We start from the raw sequence: 21,432 nt of genomic DNA on the forward strand, positions 1-21,432 counted from the left end.
TTCAGATAAAACGATTCCCCAACCGTTTTTTCATGTTCCTTTCACAAAATCGGGCATAACCTTCCGTAAACTCGGCACAACCCAAATGGATGCCCAACCTGCCGGCCACGGCGAAAAAAGTCAACCGACACGATTTTTCGCCTCCATCCGGTAACTAGTTGATTTGACGCAGATTCTGATTTAGCGTCTAAGCTGATTTTTGGATCCCTTTTAGCCTCAAAGGCTATTTACGTTTTCAGCCCCTGAGGTGCCCATGAGTCAGGCGTTTCTCCCTTTCTCCCGTCCCAGTATCGGCGACGAAGAAATCGCTGCCGTCGAGCAAGTATTGCGTTCCGGGTGGATCACTACCGGGCCGAAGAACCAGGCACTGGAAGAACACTTCGCCAACTACGTCGGTTGCCGACATGCCGTGGCACTTTCCTCGGCCACCGGCGGGATGCATATCACCCTGCTGGCATTGGGCATCGGTCCCGGCGATGAAGTCATTACGCCGTCGCAGACCTGGGTTTCCACCGCCAACATGATCACCCTGCTGGGTGCCACGCCAGTGTTCGTCGACGTCGACCGCGACACGCTGATGACCGACGTGGCCACTATCGAAGCAGCGATCACGCCGCGTACCAAAGCCATCATCCCGGTGCATTACGCCGGTGCGGCATTCGATCTCGATCCGCTCTACGCCCTGGCCGACAAACACGGCATTGCCGTGATCGAGGACGCCGCCCACGCGGCAGGCACTTTCTACAAAGGTCGTCACGTCGGCGCCAAAGGTACGGCAATCTTTTCGTTCCACGCGATCAAGAACATGACCTGCGCCGAAGGCGCCATGTTCGTCAGCGACGATGAAGCCCTGGCCTCGCGGGTACGCATGCTCAAGTTTCACGGGTTGGGGGTTGATGCCTACGACCGCCTGACCCACGGCCGCAAGCCCCAGGCCCAGGTGGTCGAACCCGGCTTCAAGTACAACCTGGCCGATATCAACGCGGCCATTGCGCTGGTGCAACTGGAACGCCTGGACGAAATCAACGCCAGGCGCACTCAATTGGCCCAGACCTACTTGCAGCGCCTGGAAGGTTTGCCGGTGCAACCGCTGGCCGTCCCCACTTACTCGCAAAAGCACGCCTGGCACCTGTTCATCCTGCGCATCGATGCCGAGCGGTGCGGGCTCGATCGCGAAGCGTTCATGAAAGCGCTCCAGGAACAGAATGTCGGCACAGGTATTCACTTCATTGCAACGCACCTGCACACTTACTATCGCCAGCGTTACCCCAACCTGTACCTGCCCAACACCGAATGGAATTCGGCGCGGCTGTGTTCGATCCCGTTGTTCCCCGACATGACCACCGATGATGTCGAGCGCGTCGTCGGTGCCATCGAAAACTGTATGGACAGATGCCTTTGAGACCTTACCCAATCAACTTCGTTTCGATCGTCATTCCGGTCTACAACGAACAGGAAAGCCTGCCTGAGTTGCTCCGGCGCACCGAAGCGGCTTGCCAGCAGTTGCACCAGGCCTATGAAATCGTGCTGGTCGACGACGGCAGCCGTGATGACTCCGCGCAGATCCTGGAAGACGCCGCCTCCCGCGAAGGCAGCCCGGTGGTGGCGGTGATCCTCAACCGCAACTACGGCCAGCACGCGGCGATCATGGCCGGCTTCGAACAGTGCAGGGGCGATGTCGTCATCACCCTCGACGCCGACCTGCAAAACCCGCCCGAAGAAATCCCGCGGCTGGTAGCGCAGGCCGAACTTGGCTATGACGTCGTCGCGACGGTGCGCAACAACCGCCAGGACTCGGCCTTGCGCCGCTGGCCATCGAAGCTGATCAACCTCGCCGTGCAACGCTCTACCGGCGTGGCCATGAGCGACTACGGCTGCATGCTGCGCGCTTACCGTCGCACCATTGTCGACGCCATGCTCGCCTGCCGTGAGCGCAGCACCTTCATTCCGATCCTGGCCAACAGCTTTGCCCGCCACACCACGGAAATCCTCGTGACCCACGCCGAGCGTGAACACGGTGATTCCAAATACAGCCCCATGCGCCTGATCAACCTGATGTTCGACCTGGTCACCTGCATGACCACCACGCCGCTGCGACTGCTGAGCATCGTCGGCGTCGGCATGGCGGCCCTGGGCGTGCTGTTCGCCATCGCGCTGATCCTGTTGCGCCTGGTGTTCGGCGCCGGCTGGGCCGGTGGCGGTACCTTCGTACTGTTCGCCGTGCTGTTCGTCTTCACCGGTGGTCAATTCATCGGCATGGGCCTGTTGGGTGAATACCTGGGCCGCATGTACAGCGACGTGCGCGCACGTCCGCGCTTCTTCATTGAAAAGGTGCTGCGTAGCCAGCCCGACTCCCCCGCTTCCGTTGTTACCGTCGACGGCCTCACTTCCACTTCTTCAGATCAGGTTCCTTCATGAGTGCAAAAGCTGTTGTCTTCGCCTATCACGATATTGGCTGCGCCGGCATCGAATCCCTGCTCTCCTCCGGTTTTGAGATCGCTGCGGTGTTCACCCACGCCGACGATCCGAAAGAGAACGCGTTCTACGGTTCCGTCGCACAGCTGTGCGCCCGCCACGGCATTGCCGTGCATGCACCGGAAGATGCCAACCATCCGTTGTGGATAGAGCGTATCGCCAAGCTCGATCCCGACTACATTTTCTCCTTCTACTACCGCAACCTGCTGAGCGAACCGCTGCTGGCGACGGCGCGCAAAGGCGCGTTCAACCTGCACGGTTCCCTGCTGCCGCGCTACCGTGGTCGCGCACCGGCCAACTGGGTGCTGGTCAACGGCGAAACCGAAACCGGCGTGACCCTGCACCGCATGGTCAAGCGCGCCGATGCGGGCGCCATCGTTGCCCAGCAAAAGGTCGCGATCGAGCGCAGCGACACGGCGCTGAGCCTGCACGGCAAACTGCGCGCGGCAGCCTCCGACCTGCTGCGCGACACCTTGCCGGCGCTGCTGCAGGGCAAAGTCAGCGAATCACCGCAAGACGAATCCAAAGCCACGGTTTTCGGCCGTCGCACCCCGGCCGACGGCAAACTGGTCTGGGCCAAACCGGCCGAGGAACTGTTCAATCTGGTCCGTGCCGTGACCCAGCCGTACCCGGGCGCCTTCTGCGCGGTGGGCGAGCACAAGCTGATTGTCTGGAGCGCCGTAGTCGCCAAGGGCAACGAAGGCCTGGCGCCGGGCCGCGTCATCAGCGTCGACCCGCTGCGCATCGCCTGCGGTGAAGACTCGCTGATCATCAACGCCGGCCAGCGCAACGACAACGGTCTGTACCTGAGCGGTCCGCAACTGGCCAACGAGCTGGGCCTGGTGGACGGTTCCGTGCTGCGCGGTGCCGAATCCGGTCGTGCCCCGCGTCGCACCCGCGTGCTGATCCTCGGCGTCAACGGTTTCATCGGCAACCACTTGTCCGAGCGCCTGCTGCGCGACGACCGCTACGAAGTCTACGGCCTGGATATCGGTTCGGACGCCATCGAGCGCCTGCGCAGCCACCCGAACTTCCACTTCGTCGAAGGCGACATCAGCATCCACTCCGAGTGGATCGAGTACCACATCAAGAAGTGCGACGTGGTGCTGCCGCTGGTGGCCATCGCCACGCCAATCGAATACACCCGTAACCCGCTGCGTGTATTCGAACTGGACTTCGAAGAGAACCTGAAACTGGTTCGCTACTGCGTCAAGTACAACAAGCGCGTGATCTTCCCGTCGACGTCGGAGGTCTATGGCATGTGCCAGGACCCTAACTTCGACGAAGACAACTCCAACCTGGTGGTCGGTCCGATCAACAAACAGCGCTGGATCTACTCGGTCTCCAAGCAACTGCTGGACCGCGTGATCTGGGCTTATGGCCAAAAGGGTCTTAACTTCACCCTGTTCCGTCCGTTCAACTGGATGGGTCCACGCCTGGACCGTCTGGATTCGGCCCGTATCGGCAGCTCCCGCGCGATTACCCAGTTGATCCTGAACCTGGTGGAAGGTACGCCGATTCGCCTGTTCGACGGTGGCGAGCAAAAACGCTGCTTCACCGACATCGCCGACGGTGTGGAAGCACTGGCACGGATCATCGACAACGACAACGATGTCTGCAACGGCCAGATCATCAACATCGGCAACCCGGAGAACGAAGCCAGCATTCGTCAGTTGGGCGAAGAGCTGCTGCGTCAGTTCGAAGCTCACCCGCTGCGCGCCAACTTCCCTCCGTTCGCCGGTTTCCGCGACATCGAAAGCAAGGCGTTCTACGGCACCGGTTACCAGGACGTGTCGCACCGCAAGCCAAGCATCGCCAACGCCAAGCGCCTGCTGGACTGGACGCCAACCGTGGAGATGAGCGAAACCATCGGCAACACCCTGGACTTCTTCCTGCGTGAAGCCATGCTCGAAATCGCGGACAAGCGCTGATGCAGGCGGGACTGCGGATCGATGTCGACACCTACCGAGGCACCCGTGAAGGGGTGCCCCGGTTGCTGGAAATCCTTGATGAAGCACAGGTCAAGGCGACGTTCTTCTTCAGTGTCGGGCCAGACAACATGGGGCGCCACTTGTGGCGCCTCATCCGTCCACAGTTTCTCTGGAAAATGCTCCGTTCCAACGCAGCCGGCCTATATGGCTGGGACATTCTGCTGGCCGGTACCGCATGGCCTGGAAAACCGATCGGCCGCGACCTGGGGCACCTGATGCGCCAGGCCCGGGATGCCGGGCATGAAGTTGGCCTGCACGCCTGGGATCACCACGGCTGGCAAGCCAACGCCGGGCGCTGGAGCGACGCACAACTGGTCGAACAGATACGCCGTGGCGTGGACACCCTCGGCGACATTCTCGGGGAAAAGATCACCTGCTCGGCGTCCGCCGGCTGGCGTGCCGACGAGCGTGTGATCGAAGCCAAGCAGGGTTTCGGCTTTCGCTATAACAGCGATTGCCGCGGCCTGAGTCTGTTCCAGCCGCAATTGGCCGATGGTCGCCTGGGCGCACCGCAAATCCCGGTGGACCTGCCGACCTTCGACGAAGTGGTCGGGCCGACTGTCGCCGCCAAGGATTTCAACACGTTCATCCTGGACCGGTTCACCCCGGAAAAACTCAATGTCTACACGATCCATGCCGAAGTAGAAGGGATTCTGATGGCCAACGATTTCCGTCAACTGCTGAGCGATGCACGTCAGCGGGACATCCGTTTTCAACCCTTGGGCGACTTGCTGCCCGAGACCCCTGGCAGTTTGCCAATCGGCCGCGTGGTACGCGGTGCACTCGAAGGTCGCGAAGGCTGGCTGGGAGTGCAAGGCGCATGAGCAAACGCTGGGCTCTGCCGTTATTGCTGGCCATGGTGGCGCTGGCGTACCTGCTACCACTAGGCAGTCATGGCTTATGGATTCCTGACGAAACCCGCTACGCCCAGATCAGCCAGGGCATGCTCCTGAGCGGCAACTGGGTGTCGCCGCACTTCATGGACGTGCGCTATTTCGAAAAACCCGCGGCCGGCTACTGGATGATCGCCATCGGTCAGGCGCTGTTCGGCCAAAACCTCTTCGGGGTGCGCTTCGCCTCGGCACTGAGCACCGGTTTGAGCGTGCTGCTGTGCTACCTGGTCGCCCGCCGGATGTGGAACGAACCGCGCAAGAGTTTTGCCTGCGCGCTGCTGTACATGAGCTTTTCGGTCATTGCCGCATCGGCGGGGTATGCCAACCTCGATCCGCAATTCACCTTCTGGGTGAATCTGAGCCTGGTCGCGTTGTGGTTTGCACTGGACAGCGTCACCCGCGGTCAACGCCTGATCGCGTGGGCGGTGCTGGGCCTCGCCTGTGGCATGGGTTTCATGACCAAGGGCTTTCTGGCCTGGCTGTTGCCGGTGCTGATCGCCCTGCCCTGGATGCTCTGGCAAAAGCGCTGGCGTGAACTGCTGGTCTACGGCCCGGTGGCGGTCGTCGTGGCCATCGCCGTCAGCCTGCCGTGGGTCCTGGCAGTGCATGCCCAGGAACCCGATTACTGGCGGTTCTTCTTCTGGCACGAGCACATCCGTCGCTTCGCCGGGGACGATGCTCAGCATAATGCGCCATGGTGGTATTACCTGCCGTTGCTGGTGGCTTTCAGCATGCCGTGGGTTGCATTGCTGCCGCCCGCGCTGAAGCAAGCCTGGCAGACCCGACGCCAGTCCAATATCGGGTTCCTGCTGCTGTGGTTGTGGATGCCATTGTTTTTCTTCAGCCTGAGCAAGGGCAAATTGCCCGCCTACATCCTGCCGTGCCTGCTGCCCCTGGCCCTGTTGCTCGGCCATGCATTGGCTGACCGATTGAAGCTGGAGCAAGGCCGCGCCCTGGGCATTAACGGCCTGCTGAACCTGGTGGTGGGTGTGGTCACCCTGCTGGCCCTGGTTTATCTGCAACTGAAAAAGCCGATTTACGATCATGAACTGCACAACCTGGTGTTGGTGTTCATCGGCTTGATCGGCTGGATCATGGCCAACCTGCTGCAGGCCTTCCGCCCGTTGCAGTGCTGGGCAGCCCCGGCTTTTGGCAGCCTGTTGCTCATCGGTTTATTGCCTGCCGGACTGCCCAACTCCGTAGTCGCCAATAAAACGCCTGACCAATTCATCCTCGATCACGCCCAGGAGCTCGGCCAGAGCGCCAAGTTGTTGAGCAACGACCTGGGTGCCGCGTCGGCGTTGTCCTGGCGGGTGAAGCGGCCGGAAGTGGCTTTTTTCAACACGATAGGCGAATTGAAATATGGCCTTGCCTATCCTGATTCGCTTAAGCAGCGCGTCGACCCCGACCAGGTGCAACAGTGGATGCACGACGCCCGCCAGCAAGGCTCGGTCGGTGTGGTCATGCGGGTCAAGGGCGAGGAAGAGCTGCGCGAACTTGATCAATTGCCCAAAGAGGGCAAGCGGTATGAACAAGGCAACCTGGTGATTTTGATTATCCCTCAGGCGACGCTATGAGCTTGCTATTGCTACTGGCCGCCTGCCTGCTGACCTGCCTGGGCCAGATCGCGCAGAAGTATGCGGTGGAAAGCTGGCGCGGCAAACCTTCCGGGTGGATGGAAAAACTGCGCTCGCCCTGGCTTTGGCTGGCCCTGGCCTCTCTTGGGCTGGGCCTGCTGGTGTGGCTGCTGGTGCTGCAACGCCTGGAAGTCGGGATTGCCTACCCAATGCTGAGCCTGAACTTCGTGCTGATCACCCTGGTTGCACGTTTCGTGTTCCACGAAACCATCGACCGCCGCCATTGGTTGGGTGTGGCGCTGGTGATCGGCGGCGTGGCATTGCTGGGGCAACAGGCATGAACCTGAGTCGCGGTATTACCTTCGCACTGGGCAGCGTGTTGCTGGTCAGCGCCGCCCAATTGGGCATGCGCTGGAGCATGAGTCACCTGCCACAACCCGAACAATGGCTCAGCGCTCACATCGACCTGACCGCCGTTGCCGTGGTGCTCGTGGCCATCTTCGCCTACGCCTTGTCGATGCTCTGCTGGCTCGCCGCCCTGCGGGACCTGCCCCTGGGCCGGGCCTACTCATTGCTGAGCATCAGTTACGCGCTGGTGTATCTGCTGGCCGCCAGCCTGCCGCTGTTCAACGAAACATTCAGCCTTACAAAAAGCCTTGGCGTGGCATTGGTCATCCTCGGCGTCATTACCATCAACTCTCGACCTGCTCGTGCGCCCGAATTAAGGAGTGCCCCATGAAAATCAGTGTGTTTGGTAGCGGTTATGTTGGCTTGGTGCAGGCAGCGGTACTGGCGGAAGTCGGCCACGACGTGGTCTGCATGGACGTTGACGAAAAAAAAGTCGAACTGCTCAAACAGGGCCACGTGAGTATTTTCGAACCCGGGCTGGCCAGCCTGGTACGCGAAGGCCTTGACGCCAAGCGGTTGCAGTTCACCAGCGACGAAAAATTCGCGGTCCAGCACGGACAGGTGCTGTTCATCGCCGTCGGTACTCCGTCCCGGGACGACGGCTCGGCGGACTTGCGCTACGTGATGTCGGTGGGCGAAGCGGTAGCACGGCATCGCGAACAGCCGGCGATTCTGGTGGAAAAATCCACCGTCCCGGTCGGCACCGGCGACGCCTTGCGTGCACACATCGACAAGTGCCTGCTCAATGTCGGGCGCGTGTTGCAGTTCGATATCGTCTCCAACCCGGAATTCTTGAAAGAAGGTTCGGCCGTGGCCGACTGCCGACGCCCGGACCGTATCGTCGTCGGTTGTGAGCGTGACGAAGTACGCGAAGTGATGCGTGACCTGTACTCGCCCTTCAACCGCAACCATGAACGCATCATGTTCATGGACCTGCGCAGTGCCGAGCTGACCAAGTACGCCGCCAACTGCATGCTGGCGACCAAGATCAGCTTCATCAACCAGATCGCCGAGCTGGCCGAACACCTGGGTGCCGATATCGAATCGGTACGCCTGGGCATCGGCGCCGACTCCCGCATTGGCTACCACTTCATCTACCCCGGTTGCGGCTACGGCGGCTCATGCTTCCCCAAGGACATGCGCGCCCTGATCCACAGCGCCGAGGAGGCCCATTGCTCCAGCGACCTGCTGCAAGCGGTGGAAGCCATCAACGAGCGGCAGAAACACAAACTGTTCGAACGCATCAACGCGTACTACAAGGGCGACTTGCGCGGCAGGACCTTTGCCTTGTGGGGCCTGGCGTTCAAGCCAAACACCGACGACATGCGCGATGCACCGAGCCGGGTGTTGCTGGAATCGTTGTGGGCCGCCGGGGCGAATGTCCGTGCGTTCGATCCGGAAGCCATGCAGGAAACCCAGAAGCTGTATCCCGATGAATCGAAACTGATGCTCATGGGTACGCCTGAGTCAGTCTTGTCCGGTGCCGATGCACTGATCATCTGCACCGAATGGCAACAGTTCAAGGCGCCGGACTTTGAGCTGATCCAGCAGCGGCTCAACGCACCGGTGATCTTTGACGGCCGCAACCTGTACGACGCAGACCGTCTGGCACGCATCGGTTTCACCTACTTCCCGATCGGCCGGGGCGAGTCGCGCAAACTGCCGATTCCTTACCAGCAATGGTCGACCGAATCCGTGGTCGCCTGAACCTCATGATCCCTCACATCCGCCAACAGTCCCTCGCGCTGGGTCTGTTGGCGCTGTTGTTGTTCTGCGCCGGGATGTATCAGCAGGCGGCCATCGGTTTCGATTCGCGCTTCGTGCTGTTCGCCCAGGAAATGCTGCGCAATGGGCCGTCGTTTTTTCCGACGACCTATGGCCAGCCCTACGCAGACTATTCGGGACTTTCCACGGTATTCATCTGGCTGCTTTCACTGCCGTTCGGCCAGGTCACCAGCCTGACCGCGTGGCTGCCGAGCGCCATCGCCGCAGCGGTCATCGTCACCTTGATGTACCGCTTGCTGGCGCCCTATTCCACCCGTTGGGCGCTGCTGAGCATCGCCTTGATGCTGTTGACCAACACCTTCATCACCGAAACCCGTGCCGTTTCCCTCGACCTGATGCTGGCGGCTGTCGCGTTCAGTGTGTTCTACCTGGGTTACACAGCCGATCATTTTGCGGCGCCGCGCCGCTGGGTTCTGATCTTTGCCTTGCTGATGCTGGGCTTCTGGATTCGTGGGCCCATCGGCCTGGTCATCCCTACGGGGATGCTCTGCAGCTATTTTCTGGTCGATCGCCAATGGCGACGGCTGATCGTCTTCGGATTGCTGGCAGCGGTGCTACTGGCGGTGTGCATCAGTCTATTGTTGTGGCTGGCGGACGTCAGCGGCGGCCCGGCGTTCTTGCAGGACGTGATTCGCATGCAGTTCATGGGACGCATGGACGGCAGCGAAGGCAGCGAAGGCAGCAACGGTGTGTTGTATTACTTCACCAGTTCGATGGGTAACTACGCGCTGGCCTGGCCTTTGGCAGTGCTGGCGCTCGGGGCCATTGCGCTGTCAGATCCGCGGCAAGCCGGGCCGGCCTTGCGCCTGTTGCAGTACTGCGTAGCGGCCGGTTTGATCGTGATGATCGGCCTTTCCGTCCCGCAGGCGAAGAAGGCCCGTTACCTGCTGCCGATGCTGCCCATGGCGGCAATCGTGGCGGCGTATCCGTTTTACGCCACGCAGGGTCGATTGTTTGCCTGGCTGCGGGGGTTGATGCAGGGGCTATGGCTGCTGATCCCGAGCCTGCTGATCGTGGCATTGCTGGTGGTACGGCAAAAATTCCCCGAGGAAGTGGCTCACCTCACTTCCTTGTTCATCATTCTCGGTGTGCTGCAAGTGATCGCCCTGGCAGCACTCAAGAAGCCTCGCTGGCGGGCACAGACACTGGCCATTTGCGCGGTCCTGGCACTTTGGTCGTTCTACATCCTGCAGTTCGAGCCCATTCAGCGCCAGCTCTACGACACCCAGACTTTCAGCCGCGAGGCTTTTGAACTGGTGCAAAAAGACCCGGCACCGCTGGTGATGCACGGGATGGGCAAAGACGCCAAGGCCATCAAATTCATGGTCAACATCCCCCAGGACCTGCACCCGGTTTTCACCGACTCCCCACCGGAGCTTGAAACCCTCAAGGGCCCGGCGTGGCTGATGATGGACCTGAACGTATACAACACATTGCAAGGCACGGCTGTTGGTGCATTGCCTGCCGTACTGAGCGGGCGGTTCGACAAGAATGATTTCGTGCTGCTGCACCTCCAGTAAATCCCGTAGCAAAGACCGAGTGTCCGACTGCTAGAGTAGCGCTCACGATCGGGCTGATGCCGGCCCGATCGAATAAGGACATTCACGCCGTGACCAGCTACTCCCCCCTCATCCGCCGCCTGCTGATCTGCTCGCTGACCATCGTCGTCAGCCGCGCCATCACCAGTCCGCTGCTCACGCTGTTCGTCAGCGACAAGCTTGGCCTCAACCAACAGGACGTTGGCTTGCTGCTCGGCATTGCCGTGTTCATCGCCACCCTGCTCTCCCTCTACGGCGGCTACATCATCGATCGCTTCGAAAAACGCCGATTGCTGATTCTCTCGATGGCGTCCAGCGCTGTCGGCCTGGTGTTGCTGACCTTTGCTGAAAACCTCTACCTGACCACGATCACCCTGATCGTCACCGAAACCGCTTCATCGCTGTTCCTCATCGGTTCGAAAGCGATCCTCAGCGACAACCTCCCGGTGGGCCAGCGCGCCAAGGCGTTTTCCTTGAGCTATACGCTGACCAACATTGGCTACGCTGTCGGGCCGATGCTCGGTGTGCTGATTGCCGGCGCTTTTGCCAGTGCACCGTTCCTGATCGCTGCGGCCATCGCCTTTTTCAGTATTTTCCTGATGACCGGGATCGCGAAGGACCCGGCGCGCTCGCTTGTCACCGGCCAGGCGCAGAGTTTTCTCAAAACCCTGATCACCCTGAAAAACGACCGCACCCTGATCCTGTTCACCGGAGGTTGCCTGCTCAGCACCGTGGTGCACGGGCGATTTACCTTTTACCTGTCGCAGTACCTGCTGGTGACCAGTAATCCCCAGCACACCATGGAAATCATGGCCGCCCTGCTCGCCAGCAACGCCATCAGTGTGATCTTGCTGCAGTACCAGATCGGGCGTTTTCTCAAGCGTGAGCAACTGCGTCAGTGGATCGTGGCCGGCACCGGCCTGTTCATCCTCGGGCTGATCGGCTTCAGCTTGGCGGACAGCCTGGTGAGCTGGTGCGTGGCGATGTTTATCTTCACCCTCGGTGAAATCATCATTTACCCGGCCGAGTTTCTCTTCGTCGACACCCTGGCTCCGGAAGAACTGCGCGGCAGCTACTACGGTGCGCAAAACCTTGCTGCGCTTGGCGGTGCGTTGAGCCCGGTGATTTGCGGCTTCATGTTGATGCACACCCCGGCGCCGACGATGTTTTATGCCTTGAGCGCACTCGCTGCCCTGGGTGGTTTGCTGTGCTACACAAGCGGCCGACGGGGCAAATTACAGCAAAATTAATGCACTGAAAGATCATTAATATGAATTTGTCAGCGCCTTAATTGAACGGCACACTGTGCGCGTTCCTCCCCCAACAGTTGGAACACCTTCAAGGGCTTTCTGGGTTTCCCAGCTAAGCCCTTTTTTTGCCTCGATTTTTCTGCCGGAGTTGTTCTCAGAATGCTTGCTCGCTGGTTGCCCGCCGCCATCAATACCCGCCCCACCGAATGGAGCCGCGCCGCCATCGGCATGGCCTTGGGGACACTGATGAGCGTGTGGCTCTGTAGCCAGGTGTTCGGCATTGAGGTGGCCCAGCACCTGATCGGCCCGCTGGGGGCGTCGGCGGTGCTGCTGTTTGCCGTGTCTTCAGGCGCGCTTGCCCAACCCTGGTCGATTCTGGGCGGCTACTTGTGCGCCGGGGTGATTGCCTTGCTGGTGGCCCATGTGTTGGGCCGAACCCTCGGTAGCGCTTGCCTGGCGGCGGGCATGGCGTTGATCCTGATGTGCTGGCTGCGGTGCCTGCATCCACCGGCCGGTGCATTGGCCCTGACCCTGGTGCTGGCCGATCCGGCAACCATTGCCATGGACTGGAGAGCCATTGAACCGGTGATGCTCAGCGCGGCGACGATGCTGCTCTGCGCCCTGGCCTACAACAACTTGACCCGCGTTCGTTACCCCAAGAGTGCCAGCGAGCCGGTGGCCAGGATTCCTGCCGATCACCCGCCGGTCGACCGACAGGCCATCACCGCCGAAGACCTCAAGCTGGCGCTGGCTGACATGGAGGCGTTCTATGACGTCACGCCCGAAGACCTCGAGCAGTTGATCCAGGCCAGCCAACTGCACGCCAAACGCCGCAGCGTTGGCGAGGTGTTCGCTCCACGACTGTAAACCACTGATTTGGAGGTTCTTTTGCCGTGGCCGGGCGGTTCTGGCATCCTGCGCCTCCATTTTCTGACCCGGCCCGCCTTCTGGCACGCAAACCACCATGACCGCCTCCGAAAAAGCCCCTGCTCCACGCCACAGCGACCTGATTTACGGCCTCGATGACCGCCCGCACCTGACCGCCACTGTCTTCGCCGCCCTGCAACATGTGCTGGCGAGTTTCGTCGGCATCATCACCCCGACGTTGATCATGGGCAGCGCCCTGGGCCTGCAAAGCGAAATTCCTTACCTGATCAGCATGGCGCTGTTCGTCTCCGGCCTGGGCACCTTCGTGCAAGCGCGGCGCTTTGGCCCGGTGGGCTCCGGCCTGTTGTGCCTGCAAGGCACCAGTTTCTCGTTCATCAGTGTGATTCTCAGTGCCGGCTTCATGGTCAAGGCCCGGGGCGGCGGCACCGATGAGATCCTCTCGACCATCTTCGGCGTGTGTTTTTTTGCCGCGTTCATTGAAGTGGTGTTGAGCCAGTTCATCGGCAAGCTGCGCATGCTGATCACCCCGGTGGTGACCGGGACGATCATCACGCTGATGGGCTTGTCGCTGATCAAGGTCGCCATGACTGACATCGCCGGCGGCTTCGGCGCTCCGGACCTGGGTGCTGCCAGTCACCTGGCCCTGGCCGCGCTGGTGCTGGGAACCATCGTGGTGTTGAACCGGGTGGACGTGCCGTTTCTGCGTCTGGGAGCGATTGTCATCGGCCTGACCCTGGGCTACGGGGTGGCATGGCTCTTGGGCCAGGTGGATTTCCACAGCCTGCCCKAAGTCCCGCTGGTGAGCGTACCGGTACCGTTCAAGTACGGATTCTCCTTCGATTGGGTGGCGTTCATTCCGGTGGCGGTGATTTTCCTCGTTTCACCGCTGGAGGCCGCCGGCGACCTCACGGCCAACTCGATGATCTCGCGGCAACCGGTCAAAGGCCCGGTGTACATCCGCCGGATCAAGTCCGGTCTGCTCGCCGATGGTCTCAACTCGGCCATGGCGGCGGTGTTCAACAGCATGCCGATGGTGACCTTCGCCCAGAACAACGGGGTGATCCAGCTCACGGGCGTAGCCAGTCGCTACGTGGCGTTTTTCATTGCCGGCTTGCTGGTGGTACTCGGTTTGTTCCCGATGATCGGAGCCGTGTTGCAGTTGATGCCGAAACCGGTACTCGGTGGCGCGGAGCTGGTGATGTTCGGCACCGTCGCCGTGGCCGGGATCAAGATTCTCGCCGAGGCCGGCCTGCATCGACGCAACATGCTGATCGTGGCGATTTCCGTCGGCATGGGCCTGGGGGTGGCCGCCGTGCCGGAAGTCTTGCGTGAACTGCCCAAGGCACTGCACAACATTTTCGAATCGCCCATCACCGTCGGCGCGCTGTGCGCTATCGTTCTTAATATCTTCCTGCCTGAGGAGTTCATCGAGCTGGAGGAAGACGAATTCGACCCGGAAGCCTCCGTGCTTCAGGTGATGCAGAACCCCGATGTGATCGCCAGGGATGAACCCGCAAAGGCTGCGGTGGTCGCACCGTCAAACCGCTAGACGGGCTTGAGGGCTGAGCCGCTGGCGGTTCAGCCCATTTCAGATGAGAGCACATCCATGCGCAGCGTCCACGCGGTCCTGATTTCCCTCCTGCTCTGCCTGAGCGCCTGTTCCTCGCTGCCCAATCGAGATCCGTTGAAAGTCAACGTCGTGGGCATCGAGCCCCTGCAAGGCGAGGGCATGGAAATGCGTTTCGCCGTGAAAATCCGCGTGCAAAACCCCAATGACACCACCCTCACCTACAGCGGCGTCGCGCTGGACCTGGACATCAACGGCCAGCCATTCGCCTCCGGTGTCACCGATGAGAGCGGCTCGATCGGGCGTTTTTCCGACACCGTCGTGAGCGTGCCGGTCAGCGTTTCGGCGTTTTCGGTGATCCGCCAGACCTATGGCATCAGCCAGATGAAAACGCTCAACAACATGCCTTATATCCTGCACGGCAAGCTCTCGGGCGGCGTGTTCAACACGATGCGCTTCGTGGACAGTGGCACGCTCAATCTGCCGGGATCGACCACTGGCAGCCGTAAAACTCCTGCGAAGAAATGACCGTTGCGCCGCTGAACTTACTCGGTGTCATTGAGAATCAGGCTGCGGTAATGCCCCGGATTTGATCCCGACCACTTGCGAAACGCCTTGTAGAACGAACTGACGTCAGCGAACCCGAGCCGCGTGGCGATTTCGCTGAAGCTGATCGTGGGTTCCGCCAGCCAGACAATCGCCAACTCCTTGCGCACGCCGTCCTTGAGGCCTTGATAGGTTTGCCCTTCTTCGGCCAATCGGCGGCGCAAGGTTGAAGCCGACATGCACAGGCGTTGCGCCAGGGCTTCGGTTTCCGGCCAGTGTTCGGCCGGCAGGTGGCGCAGGTCGTGTTTGATGCGGCTGGCCAGGCTCTGCGGATCGCGGTACTTCACCAGAATGTTTGCCGGCGCACGGGCCAGGAATCGCTCGAGTTCTTCAGGGTTGCGCTTGATCGGCAAATCCAGGCAATCGGCGGAGAAAATCATCCGTGTGCGTGGACGGTCGAAACGCAGGTTCTCGGAAAACATCACCTGATAGTCATCGCAGAAATCCGGTTTCGAGCAGCGCAGCTCGATGGCCAGAATCGGAATCCGCCGCCCTGCCAGCCAGCAGGCAACGCCGTGCACGATCATCCAGTAGGTGAAATAAGTGAAGGCCCTGCGCGGTTCTTTGTCGTCCTCCAGCAGGACGATTTCCGCCAGGCTTTGCTGACGCACCAACTGTGCCGGCAGGTGTTCGAGGATCAACGACAGAAACGCCAGGCCGCTGGCCAGTCCCGCCGCCACGTTGGGCTGGAGCATGGCGCTGCGACACAGAAACGCAAAACTGCCGGATTTCAGTTTGCGTGGGTCCATGCCAAAAAACTCATCATCCCCGCGCCGCGCCAGCAGCCGCCACAGGCGCGCATAAGCCGTGGCCGGAACGCGGGCGTCGGCGCTGCCCAACAGCTGTGGGGCGATGCCAACCTTGATCAATACCTCGTCCGTGGCGATTCCCGGCGCGCAGCTTTGCAACAGTGCTTCACGCACCAGTTGGATGGAGATGGTGTCTTTTTCCGACATGGATCGCGGCAAGCCCTGTTCTTGTTCGAGTGGGGGGCATATTAGCCGAAACCACCCGCTCAACGCAGATCCCCTGTGGGAGCGAGCTTGCTCGCGATTGCTTTTCTGAGGTCCAACCGGATTTACAGGATGCGGTAAAGCAACCGCTCGATCCGCACGCGACTCACGCGCTTGAGGAACTTGGCCACGCCCGCCGGGTATTCGGCCAGGGTTTCCAGGTTCTGGAAGTGCTCGATTCGCCGGGTATGCTGGAAGATCTCTGCCAGCTCATGGCGACGCGGCTCCAGCAGTTCGCCATAGGGATCATCGATCAACAAGGCGTTTTCCAGATCGAGTCGAAACGCCCGCGGGTTGAGATTGTTGCCGGTCAGCAAGGTATAGCGCCGGTCGATCCACATGCCCTTGAGGTGATAGGTGTTATCACCATCACGCCACAGGTGCAGGTTCAACTGCCCACTGTCGATATTGCGCTGATGACGCTTGGCAAACCGGCGCAAGCTGATTTCGTACAGGTACGGCAGCGCCGAAATGACCCGGAACGGTTCGCTCGGCGGAATGTAGAAGTCGTTGGCCGTCTTGTCGCCGACCACAATGTCGATCTTCACCCCACGGGCCAGCGCGCGGTTGATCTCGCGGATGATCGCCAGCGGCAGGTTGAAGTACGGTGTGCAAATGGTCAGTTGCTGCTGGGCGCTGGCGATCAGTTCGCAGATCACCCGGTTCAGCGGGTTGTTCTTGCCGACGCCGAGCAACGGGCTGACGGACAAACCGCTCCTGTCGGTGGTGCCCCGCGTGGTGTCGTATGTCGCGTGCTTGAGGCGGCTGCGCAGGTCACCGATGTCATTGCGCAGGCTGCGAGTGGTCGGCAGGTTCGGCAGGTCGAGGCGGTGCACCGCTTTGGAAGCCACCAGGCCGTGCTGCACCAGGTGCTGCATCGAATCGGCCAGTTCACGATTGTGCAGCAGGTGATAGCGGTCGTAGCGGTACTTGTCGAACTTGTGCAGATACACGTTGTTCAGGCTCGCGCCGCTGTAGATCACCCAGTCATCGATCACGAAGCCTTTAAGGTGCAACACGCCGAACAGTTCGCGGGTTTGTACCGGGACGCCGTAGATCGGCACTTCACTTGCGTGGGTGCGGGTCATTTCCTGATACCAGGCGGAGTTGCCCGGCTGCTTGCCGGCACCGATCAGGCCGCGCTGGGCGCGCAGCCAGTCGACGACGACCACCACGTCCAGTTCCGGACGCGCCAGCTTGGCCGCGTGCAAGGCATCGAGAATTTCCTGGCCGGCTTCATCCTGTTGCAGGTACAGCGCAACGATGTAAATGCGCCGGGTTGCGCTGGCGATTTTCTCCAGCAGACAACGACGGAATTCGGCAGCACCGCTGAGGATGCCGATGGCATCGGCCGTCAGCGGAAAACTGCGCAGTTTGGGCAGCAGGGAGCGTTTGAAAAGCAACGGCATAGGGCTCGCAATGGGTCGAATCCGAAGAACCCGAGAGCTTACACCATCGATGGGTTCGGGTCTTGTTACTGTCTGTAATGTCCCCTTCGCGAGCAGGCTCGCTCCCACAGGAGAATGCATTTCAATGTGGGAGCGAGCCTGCTCGCGAAGACCACTTGTCAAACACCACAAAAACCGATTGACAAAGGAGAACGATCATTCTACTGTTCAACACATGAACGAAATCACTAGCAATGACACACGCGACATCATTCTGGATGTCACCGAAAAGTTGATCTACAAAAGTGGCATAGCCGCCACTGGCATGGATCTTCTGGTGAAAACCGCCGGCGTCTCCAGAAAAAGCATTTACCGCTACTTCGCCAACAAGGACGAACTGGTGGTGGCCGCCCTGCAACGCCGCGACCAGCGCTGGATGCACTGGTACAGAGGCGCAGTCGACCAGGCACAAACCCCGGCGGAACGACTGCTCAACCTGTTTACCGTACTCAAGTCGTGGTTCGCCTGCGAAGGCTTCCGCGGCTGCGCCTTCATCAACACCAGTGGCGAAACCGGCGACCCGCAAGACCCAGTGCGTCTGGTCGCCAAAGAGCATAAACAGAAACTGCTCGACTACCTGTGCGAGCTGTGTACCGAACAGGGTGCCGAGGATCCGCAGCTGCTGGCCAGACAGCTGCTGATCCTGATTGACGGTGCCATTACCGTGGCGCTTGTAACGGGTGATCACAGTGCCGCCGATAATGCGCAATGCATGGCGCGAAAGTTATTGGGCCTGTAGTAACTCAATCAAGCGCAACACTATGCTTCAACTTTAACTTGATACGGAGACTTGAAATGTCTAATGCCGAAGTTCGTCCGCCATTGCCCCCGTTCACCCGTGAATCGGCCATCGAGAAAGTTCGCCTGGCTGAAGACGGCTGGAACTCCCGCGACCCCGAGCGCGTGTCCCTGGCCTACACCCTGGACACTAAATGGCGCAATCGCGCCGAGTTCGCCAACAACCGCGAAGAAGCCAAAGGCTTCCTGACCCGCAAATGGGCCAAGGAACTGAACTACCGGCTGATCAAGGAGCTCTGGGCATTTACCGGCAACCGCATTGCCGTGCGTTATGCCTATGAATGGCATGACGACTCGGGCAACTGGTTCCGTTCCTACGGCAACGAAAACTGGGAGTTCAACGAGGACGGCCTGATGGCCCGCCGCTTCGCCTGCATCAACGACATGCCGATCAAGGAAAGCGAGCGCAAGTTCCACTGGCCGCTGGGGCGTCGTCCTGACGATCATCCGGGGCTGTCGGATCTTGGCTTGTAATTCAGCTTCACGCTAAACCCTGTGGGAGCGAGCTTGCTCGCTCCCACAGGTTTTTGTGTTGTTCACAAAGCATCACGCAAAGGTTACAGGTAACATGTCGCCCCTTCCCCGCAGCCCTTTCTGCACCCGCCGAATAAGCCGATCCCATGCCTTTCGAACTCAGCGTTGACCTCTCCACCCTGGCCATCCTGGCCCTTGTCGCTTTTGTTGCCGGTTTCATCGACGCCATCGCCGGTGGCGGTGGTCTGTTGACCACCCCGGCCTTGTTGACCGCCGGCCTGCCGCCGCATCTGGTGCTGGGCACCAACAAGCTCAGTTCGACCTTCGGCTCGGCGGTTGCCAGTTTCACCTTCTACCGACGCAAGCTGTTCCACCCCGCGCAATGGGTGCACGCCATCGTCGGCACCCTGGTCGGCGCGCTGACCGGTGCCGTGGTCGCGCATTACCTGCCGGCGGAATGGCTGAACAAAATGCTGCCGGTGATCGTCTTCGCCTGTGGCGTTTACCTGTTGTTTGGCGGCACGCCGAAAGCGCCGCTGGACAGCGACGCACCGATCAAGAAAACGTGGCAGTCGACCCAAGGCTTCAGCCTCGGCTTCTACGACGGCGTGGCCGGTCCCGGCACGGGCGCGTTCTGGACCGTGAGCAGCCTGCTGCTCTACCCCGTCGACCTGGTGAAGGCCAGCGGCGTGGCGCGCAGTATGAACTTCGTCAGCAACGTGGCGGCGCTGTCGATCTTCATCTTTTCCGGTCAGGTGGACTGGATCATCGGCCTGTGCATGGGCTCGTCGTTGATGGTCGGCGCCTTCTTCGGCGCCCGCACCGCCATCAGCGGCGGCGCGAAATTCATTCGCCCGGTGTTCATCACCGTGGTGCTGGGCCTGACCGTGCGCCTAGCCTGGCAGCACTGGTTCAGCGTGGCCTAAACGCCGCGCCACGTAGACGTCGATCAGGTAACGGGCAATCGAGCGTGACGCCGGCAACGGCGGCAGCTCGTGCACGTTGAACCACTGGGCGTCCTCGATCTCGTCTTCCTGACAGACGATCTCGCCGCCGGCGTATTCGGCATGAAAGCCGAGCATCATCGAGTGCGGGAACGGCCAGCACTGGCTGCCCATGTACTGGATGTTCCTGACCTCGATGCTCACCTCTTCGCGAACCTCGCGAATCAGGCAGTCCTCGGCCGATTCGCCAGGTTCGGCGAACCCCGCCAATGTGCTGTAGACACCGCTGACAAAACGCGGTGAACGAGCCAACAGCACTTCATCGCCTCGGGTCACCAGTACGATCATGCTCGGCGAAATCCGTGGGTAGCTGCGCAGATCGCACGGCTGGCAATACATCGCCCGCTCGCGCGGCACCTGAGTCATGGCCTGACCGCAGTTACCGCAAAAGCGGTGCTCGCGGGCCCAGGTGCCGATCTGTGCGGCGTAACCGAGCACCTTGTAGAGCGTGTGGTCGCCTTCAAGCATGAACGCCCGCAGGCCTTTCCAGTTGCAGCCCGGCACTTCGCTTTGGCTGCGCAGCTCCAGCAGATAGACCGGCTCGCCATCGAGATGACCGATGCCATGTTCGGCAATAATCGACAGGTCCTGACGCTTGAGCCATTCGCGCGCGAACAGTGCGCCATTGTCATCGAACAGAAAGCCTTCGGGACTGCGCGCGACGGCCCAGCCGCCGGGTTGATCGGTGTCCAGTACTGCGGTGGTCCAGCGAGGAATCATGGTTAATCAATCCAGAAATTCGGGTTTCTGTTTGCTCATATGGGCGGCCATGGCCACGCGCAGATCGGTGGATTGCAGCATGGCGGCGTTCCAGGTAGCGATGTATTCGAGGCCGTCATCGATGCGATGGTCACGCATGTAGCTGATCATCTCCTTGGTGCCGGTGACGGCAATCGGCGACTTGCTGGCGATTGTGTAGGCAATGCCCATGACGCCGTCGAGCAGGCTGGCGTTGTCGCTGTAGACGCGATTGACCAGGCCCATGCTCCGCGCTTCGTCGGCGCCAAACGTGCGTCCAGTGTAAGCCAGTTCGCGCAGCATGCCGTCACCGATGATCCGCGGCAAGCGTTGCAATGTGCCGACGTCGGCGGCCATGCCGATGTCGATTTCCTTGATCGAGAACTGTGCGTCCTCGGCGGCATAACGCATGTCGCACGCGGCAATCAGGTCGATGGCGCCACCCAGGCAGTACCCCTGAATCGCTGCAAGCACCGGTTTGCGGCAGTTATCGACGGCATTGAACGACGCTTGCAGGGTGAGGATCTTGCGCCGCAACAGGCGCGCATTGCGGCCGACATCCTTGCCCAGCTCATTGGCCACGCCGGCCAACATCATCAGGTCGATGCCCGAGGAGAAATGCTTGCCGGCCCCGCTGAGGACCACCACGCGCACTTCATCGGTATCGTCGATCCACTGGAAGATCTCGACGATCTCGCTCCAGAACGCAGCGTTCATCGAGTTGATCTTCTCCGGGCGGTTGATCTGCACGTGGGCGATTTTATCGACCAGTTCGACGTTGAACGCGCTGTACTGAGACATGCCAGTGATCCTTTTGCGGGCAAAAATAAGGTCCGAACTATAACAAGGCACCAAGGTGGGCAGTAAGGCAGCGGTTCGGCCAAATGCGGGACTCCCCGAGCGCGCACCACAACAGTGCACCACCACCAAAACGCCTCGCACGTTTATGTGACTGCCCGGTGACTTTTTGAGGCTGAAA

The 21,432-nt window shown here is 60.6% G+C and carries 20 protein-coding genes; 16 read left to right on the plus strand and 4 right to left on the minus strand.

The features are described from left to right. The first annotated feature begins 253 nt into the window (after positions 1 to 253). The 13 genes from arnB to AC1D1M_RS02805 all read left to right on the plus strand — a co-directional run bounded on the left by arnB (position 254) and on the right by AC1D1M_RS02805 (position 14,900). Positions 254 to 1,402, plus strand: coding sequence for a UDP-4-amino-4-deoxy-L-arabinose aminotransferase (gene arnB / locus AC1D1M_RS02745; RefSeq protein WP_477774411.1), 1,149 nt, complete (start codon positions 254 to 256; stop codon positions 1,400 to 1,402). Further along, positions 1,399 to 2,418, plus strand: coding sequence for an undecaprenyl-phosphate 4-deoxy-4-formamido-L-arabinose transferase (gene arnC / locus AC1D1M_RS02750; protein WP_477774412.1), 1,020 nt, complete (start codon positions 1,399 to 1,401; stop codon positions 2,416 to 2,418). The genes arnB and arnC overlap by 4 nt, the downstream gene beginning before the upstream one ends. Beyond that, the gene (arnA, locus tag AC1D1M_RS02755; RefSeq protein ID WP_477774413.1) at positions 2,415 to 4,406 is read left to right on the plus strand and encodes a bifunctional UDP-4-amino-4-deoxy-L-arabinose formyltransferase/UDP-glucuronic acid oxidase ArnA; all 1,992 of its coding nucleotides are present in this window, start codon (positions 2,415 to 2,417) and stop codon (positions 4,404 to 4,406) included. The genes arnC and arnA overlap by 4 nt, the downstream gene beginning before the upstream one ends. Next, positions 4,406 to 5,290, plus strand: a complete 885-nt coding sequence (arnD, locus tag AC1D1M_RS02760; protein ID WP_477774414.1) for a 4-deoxy-4-formamido-L-arabinose-phosphoundecaprenol deformylase — start codon at positions 4,406 to 4,408, stop codon at positions 5,288 to 5,290. Before arnA ends, arnD begins: the two co-directional genes overlap by 1 nt. Next, a complete protein-coding gene (gene arnT / locus AC1D1M_RS02765; protein ID WP_477774415.1) occupies positions 5,287 to 6,936 on the plus strand; it encodes a lipid IV(A) 4-amino-4-deoxy-L-arabinosyltransferase in 1,650 nt (549 codons plus the stop codon). Before arnD ends, arnT begins: the two co-directional genes overlap by 4 nt. Beyond that, complete coding sequence (gene arnE, locus AC1D1M_RS02770) at positions 6,933 to 7,277, plus strand: 4-amino-4-deoxy-L-arabinose-phosphoundecaprenol flippase subunit ArnE (RefSeq protein ID WP_477774416.1); 345 nt, start codon at positions 6,933 to 6,935, stop codon at positions 7,275 to 7,277. Before arnT ends, arnE begins: the two co-directional genes overlap by 4 nt. Continuing rightward, positions 7,274 to 7,675, plus strand: a complete 402-nt coding sequence (gene arnF, locus AC1D1M_RS02775) for a 4-amino-4-deoxy-L-arabinose-phosphoundecaprenol flippase subunit ArnF (protein WP_223545036.1) — start codon at positions 7,274 to 7,276, stop codon at positions 7,673 to 7,675. Before arnE ends, arnF begins: the two co-directional genes overlap by 4 nt. Continuing rightward, positions 7,672 to 9,051 (plus strand): UDP-glucose dehydrogenase family protein, encoded by a 1,380-nt coding sequence (locus AC1D1M_RS02780; RefSeq protein WP_477774417.1) that lies wholly within the window; start codon positions 7,672 to 7,674, stop codon positions 9,049 to 9,051. Before arnF ends, AC1D1M_RS02780 begins: the two co-directional genes overlap by 4 nt. A 5-nt stretch (positions 9,052 to 9,056) precedes the next feature. Then, positions 9,057 to 10,649, plus strand: coding sequence for an ArnT family glycosyltransferase (locus AC1D1M_RS02785; protein WP_477774418.1), 1,593 nt, complete (start codon positions 9,057 to 9,059; stop codon positions 10,647 to 10,649). 56 nt (positions 10,650 to 10,705) lie between these two features. Then, positions 10,706 to 11,917: an MFS transporter gene (locus AC1D1M_RS02790; RefSeq protein WP_477774419.1), complete on the plus strand. Its 1,212-nt coding sequence runs from the start codon at positions 10,706 to 10,708 to the stop codon at positions 11,915 to 11,917. Positions 11,918 to 12,076: 159 nt separating this feature from the next. Next, positions 12,077 to 12,784: an HPP family protein gene (locus tag AC1D1M_RS02795; RefSeq protein ID WP_477774420.1), complete on the plus strand. Its 708-nt coding sequence runs from the start codon at positions 12,077 to 12,079 to the stop codon at positions 12,782 to 12,784. A 97-nt stretch (positions 12,785 to 12,881) separates the two neighbouring features. Then, a complete protein-coding gene (locus AC1D1M_RS02800) occupies positions 12,882 to 14,354 on the plus strand; it encodes a nucleobase:cation symporter-2 family protein (RefSeq protein WP_477774421.1) in 1,473 nt (490 codons plus the stop codon). A gap of 57 nt (positions 14,355 to 14,411) precedes the next feature. Beyond that, a complete protein-coding gene (locus AC1D1M_RS02805; protein ID WP_477774422.1) occupies positions 14,412 to 14,900 on the plus strand; it encodes an LEA/WHy family protein in 489 nt (162 codons plus the stop codon). A 17-nt stretch (positions 14,901 to 14,917) separates the two neighbouring features. Here AC1D1M_RS02805 and AC1D1M_RS02810 read toward each other — a convergent pair whose 3' ends face one another. Beyond that, on the minus strand, positions 14,918 to 15,934 hold the full coding sequence (locus tag AC1D1M_RS02810) for an AraC family transcriptional regulator (protein WP_477774648.1): 1,017 nt from the start codon (positions 15,932 to 15,934) through the stop codon (positions 14,918 to 14,920). Between the two features lie 122 nt (positions 15,935 to 16,056). Further along, positions 16,057 to 17,400 carry a CDP-diacylglycerol--serine O-phosphatidyltransferase gene (pssA, locus tag AC1D1M_RS02815; protein WP_477774423.1) on the minus strand — a complete coding sequence of 448 codons (1,344 nt, stop codon included), beginning with the start codon at positions 17,398 to 17,400 and terminating at the stop codon, positions 16,057 to 16,059. 214 nt (positions 17,401 to 17,614) lie between these two features. On the opposite strand from pssA, the gene AC1D1M_RS02820 reads away from it, so the two are divergent. The 3 genes from AC1D1M_RS02820 (at position 17,615) to AC1D1M_RS02830 (ending at position 19,637) form a co-directional block, all read left to right on the plus strand. Further along, positions 17,615 to 18,178: a TetR/AcrR family transcriptional regulator gene (locus AC1D1M_RS02820; RefSeq protein ID WP_477774424.1), complete on the plus strand. Its 564-nt coding sequence runs from the start codon at positions 17,615 to 17,617 to the stop codon at positions 18,176 to 18,178. Between the two features lie 56 nt (positions 18,179 to 18,234). Beyond that, entirely contained in the window at positions 18,235 to 18,711 is a 477-nt protein-coding gene (locus AC1D1M_RS02825; RefSeq protein WP_477774425.1) for a nuclear transport factor 2 family protein, read from the plus strand. 146 nt (positions 18,712 to 18,857) lie between these two features. Beyond that, a complete protein-coding gene (locus AC1D1M_RS02830; protein WP_477774426.1) occupies positions 18,858 to 19,637 on the plus strand; it encodes a TSUP family transporter in 780 nt (259 codons plus the stop codon). On the opposite strand, the gene nudC is transcribed toward AC1D1M_RS02830, so the two are convergent. After that, positions 19,605 to 20,435 (minus strand): NAD(+) diphosphatase, encoded by an 831-nt coding sequence (gene nudC, locus AC1D1M_RS02835; RefSeq protein ID WP_477774427.1) that lies wholly within the window; start codon positions 20,433 to 20,435, stop codon positions 19,605 to 19,607. The genes AC1D1M_RS02830 and nudC overlap by 33 nt on opposite strands. Before the next feature lie 6 nt (positions 20,436 to 20,441). Beyond that, positions 20,442 to 21,254: a crotonase/enoyl-CoA hydratase family protein gene (locus AC1D1M_RS02840; protein WP_477774428.1), complete on the minus strand. Its 813-nt coding sequence runs from the start codon at positions 21,252 to 21,254 to the stop codon at positions 20,442 to 20,444. Positions 21,255 to 21,432 lie beyond the last annotated feature (178 nt).

It is taken from the genome of Pseudomonas sp. P1_F7 (assembly GCF_056405655.1).

What these genes read in the sequence shown, in the direction of transcription:
- nudC (WP_477774427.1), bottom strand. Translation starts at nt 20,435, where the DNA reads ATGATTCCTCGCTGGACCACCGCAGTACTGGACACCGATCAACCCGGC.
- AC1D1M_RS02795 (WP_477774420.1), top strand. Translation starts at nt 12,077, where the DNA reads ATGCTTGCTCGCTGGTTGCCCGCCGCCATCAATACCCGCCCCACCGAA.
- pssA (WP_477774423.1), bottom strand. Translation starts at nt 17,400, where the DNA reads ATGCCGTTGCTTTTCAAACGCTCCCTGCTGCCCAAACTGCGCAGTTTT.
- arnD (WP_477774414.1), top strand. Translation starts at nt 4,406, where the DNA reads ATGCAGGCGGGACTGCGGATCGATGTCGACACCTACCGAGGCACCCGT.
- AC1D1M_RS02790 (WP_477774419.1), top strand. Translation starts at nt 10,706, where the DNA reads ATGCCGGCCCGATCGAATAAGGACATTCACGCCGTGACCAGCTACTCC.
- arnT (WP_477774415.1), top strand. Translation starts at nt 5,287, where the DNA reads ATGAGCAAACGCTGGGCTCTGCCGTTATTGCTGGCCATGGTGGCGCTG.
- AC1D1M_RS02780 (WP_477774417.1), top strand. Translation starts at nt 7,672, where the DNA reads ATGAAAATCAGTGTGTTTGGTAGCGGTTATGTTGGCTTGGTGCAGGCA.
- AC1D1M_RS02805 (WP_477774422.1), top strand. Translation starts at nt 14,412, where the DNA reads ATGCGCAGCGTCCACGCGGTCCTGATTTCCCTCCTGCTCTGCCTGAGC.
- arnB (WP_477774411.1), top strand. Translation starts at nt 254, where the DNA reads ATGAGTCAGGCGTTTCTCCCTTTCTCCCGTCCCAGTATCGGCGACGAA.
- arnE (WP_477774416.1), top strand. Translation starts at nt 6,933, where the DNA reads ATGAGCTTGCTATTGCTACTGGCCGCCTGCCTGCTGACCTGCCTGGGC.
- AC1D1M_RS02810 (WP_477774648.1), bottom strand. Translation starts at nt 15,934, where the DNA reads ATGTCGGAAAAAGACACCATCTCCATCCAACTGGTGCGTGAAGCACTG.
- AC1D1M_RS02785 (WP_477774418.1), top strand. Translation starts at nt 9,057, where the DNA reads ATGATCCCTCACATCCGCCAACAGTCCCTCGCGCTGGGTCTGTTGGCG.
- AC1D1M_RS02825 (WP_477774425.1), top strand. Translation starts at nt 18,235, where the DNA reads ATGTCTAATGCCGAAGTTCGTCCGCCATTGCCCCCGTTCACCCGTGAA.
- AC1D1M_RS02840 (WP_477774428.1), bottom strand. Translation starts at nt 21,254, where the DNA reads ATGTCTCAGTACAGCGCGTTCAACGTCGAACTGGTCGATAAAATCGCC.
- arnA (WP_477774413.1), top strand. Translation starts at nt 2,415, where the DNA reads ATGAGTGCAAAAGCTGTTGTCTTCGCCTATCACGATATTGGCTGCGCC.
- AC1D1M_RS02820 (WP_477774424.1), top strand. Translation starts at nt 17,615, where the DNA reads ATGAACGAAATCACTAGCAATGACACACGCGACATCATTCTGGATGTC.
- AC1D1M_RS02830 (WP_477774426.1), top strand. Translation starts at nt 18,858, where the DNA reads ATGCCTTTCGAACTCAGCGTTGACCTCTCCACCCTGGCCATCCTGGCC.
- arnF (WP_223545036.1), top strand. Translation starts at nt 7,274, where the DNA reads ATGAACCTGAGTCGCGGTATTACCTTCGCACTGGGCAGCGTGTTGCTG.